Source organism: Pedococcus sp. P2_E5 (genome assembly GCF_056403895.1).
Genome location: NZ_JBFUEP010000085.1, coordinates 1 through 2,414 on the forward strand (window position 1 = coordinate 1; position 2,414 = coordinate 2,414).

The following is a 2,414-nucleotide window of genomic DNA, read 5'->3' on the forward strand; positions in this document are numbered from 1 at the left end:
CTGGTTGGTGGACAGGTTGCAACCTGTCCACCAACCAGTTTCCTTTGCTAGCAAAGGTTGCTGGCAACGGGCGGGGGCAACGGGCGGGGGCAACGGGCGGGGACGACGGGCGGCAGGCCGACAACGACGGGGTATGCCGTGTGGTCAGGAACCGCTCGCGGCGGACCGTCCTCGTCGACGTTCGAGCACCCGGGTGAGCGAGTCGACGACTCGGGGGTCGTACTCGTAGCCCARTCCGAGGTGGATCCGCTCCATCGCCCGGTGGTCGTTCCCACCGGTGTCGCAGAGGTCGTCGTAGGCGTTGGCCACCTTGATGATGCGGCTGGACATCGGAAGATCCTGGCCGAACTCGCGCACCTGCCGGTAGGGGGTTGTCTGCGCCTCCATGATCGCGGCCACGCTGTCGAGCACACCGGTGGTCCGGACGATCTCGGCACCGTCGTGGGCGATCCGCTGCTGGTCCGCCGGGGCAGCCATCACCGTCGCCCCGGCCGGGATCGGCTCCCGGAGGGCGACCTGTCCCAGGTCGTGCAGCAGGGCGGCATACTCCAGGTCGGTGAGCTCGCGCTGGCCCATGCCCATGTCGCGGCCGATCGCCAGGGAGACGTCCGCGACCCGCTGGGCATGGTGGGAGACGGTGTAGCCGGCGCGGTCGGTCAGGGAGGACAACGCCCCGATCGTCTGGCGGTAGGTCGTGCGGATGCTTGCGTTGCGCTGCACGGCGAACGACGTGAGCACCAGGGGGAACAGGAACAGTGGTAGAGCAGCGATCCCGATGGCCACATCCGCCAGCGCGATCAGCGCGCCCGAGGTCACCAGGGCAGTGCCGAGGGCCAGCGTCGACCTGATCTCGTCGATGACTGCGGGGAGGAGGGGGGCGTGGTCGCGTCCGGCGTGCGCAGCGGCCTCGAGGGCGAGCTGGGCCAGCATGGTCAGGCCACCGACCAGCAGCATGACGACACCGACCAGCCATCGCTGGCCCGCCCAGGTGCCTTGCCACTCGACCAGGGTCTGGCCGTCGAACTCGACCCCGCGGTAGAGCAGGGGGGCCAGGGACACGCCTGCGACCCGCGCAGAGACGTCCACCCAGGAGACGGTCGAGCCGGACACCCGCAGGACGAGGCCTCCCACGATCATGGCGACAGCCACCACGAGCACGACCGGGGCGGCGCTGAGGTGGGCACCCCCGGGCTCGCCGACAGCCGAGAGCGCCAGCCCCAGTGCGGCGGCCGTGGACATCGGCGCCGTCTCACGCCCGGTGAGGATCCGCAGCCGCGCCGTCTCACCGAGGGTGATGGCACCGCAGAAGAGCGAGACCGACAGCAGGGGGGCGCCCCTGAGTGACATCAGCTCCAGACGGCCGGAGACGAAGGCCTCGGCGACCACGAAGAGCGCCAGGAGGACCAGCGCCCACCGCAGGTCGACGGTGACCCGGCGCAGGGCGCTCACAGAGTTCCTCCGACGGGCATGGCCACGGAGGTGGTCGCTCCCTTGACCTTGGCCCTCAGGTCGTGGCGCTGGGCAAAGAGGTCCGAGACCTCGGGTTCGTCGTGGTCGAGGGTGACCGCGGCCCCCGCGAGCTCCTCGGGGGTGCGTTCGGTCATGGTCCACACGTGCCGAGCGAGCACCCGCCTGAGAGCATCGACGACCGCGGGATCGAACTGCGTGCCGGCGCGGGCGGCGACCACCTCCAGCGCGGCGTCCACCCCGATCGCGGCACGGTAGGAACGGGACGTGGTCAGGGTGTCGAAGGTGTCGGCGACAGCGACCAGTCGCGCGGTGAGGGGAATCTCCTCGCCCTTCAGACCGGCAGGGTAACCACGCCCGTCGAACCGCTCGTGGTGGTGGGCGATGCCGTCCACGGAGCCCGCCACGAAGTCGATCCCCTGGACGAGCTCCACCGCGCTGAGCGCATGCTCCGCGAGGACGACCAGCTCGTCGTCGGTGAGTGGCTGCCGAGCCCGGAGCACCTTGCTGGGCACGCAGACCTTGCCGATGTCGTGGAGCATCGCCGCCGTGCGGACGTCCTGGATCTCCTTGTGCCCCAGGCCAAGCGTCTCGGCGAGCCACTGGGCCAGCTGGGCGGTGCGGTCGCTGTGCCCGCTGTTGGAGGGGTCCTTGGTCTCGACGGCCGTCACCAGCGCCCGCAGCGTGCGGTCGTGGGCACGCAGCTCGTCGCCGTACTGGACGAACGCCCATCGGGCGACGAACAGGGGCGCGAGGACCAGGACGGCACTGAACCAGCCCACGCCGGCCGGCAGCCAGAGCACCACGAAGAGGAAACCGATGACGCCGTAGCCGATGTAGGCAGCGCCGGAGGTGGTGAGCAGCTTGAAGAACTGGGTCCGCATCGGGGTTCCGGCGGAGAACCTCACGACACCGGAGATCAGTGCGGCATTGAGCAGGCACTGGGC

Annotated in this window: 2 protein-coding genes; both read right to left on the bottom strand. The window is 70.2% G+C overall.

Annotation, left to right across the window (positions count from 1 at the left end; translation table 11 throughout):
• Nucleotides 1-144 precede the first annotated feature (144 nt).
• Nucleotides 145-1,449: an HD-GYP domain-containing protein gene (locus tag AC1DVZ_RS18795; protein WP_477619719.1), complete on the bottom strand. Its 1,305-nt coding sequence runs from the start codon at nt 1,447-1,449 to the stop codon at nt 145-147.
• A partial coding sequence (locus AC1DVZ_RS18800) for an HD-GYP domain-containing protein (protein ID WP_477619720.1) occupies nt 1,446-2,414 on the bottom strand: 969 nt, incomplete at its 5' end. The genes AC1DVZ_RS18795 and AC1DVZ_RS18800, both read right to left, overlap by 4 nt.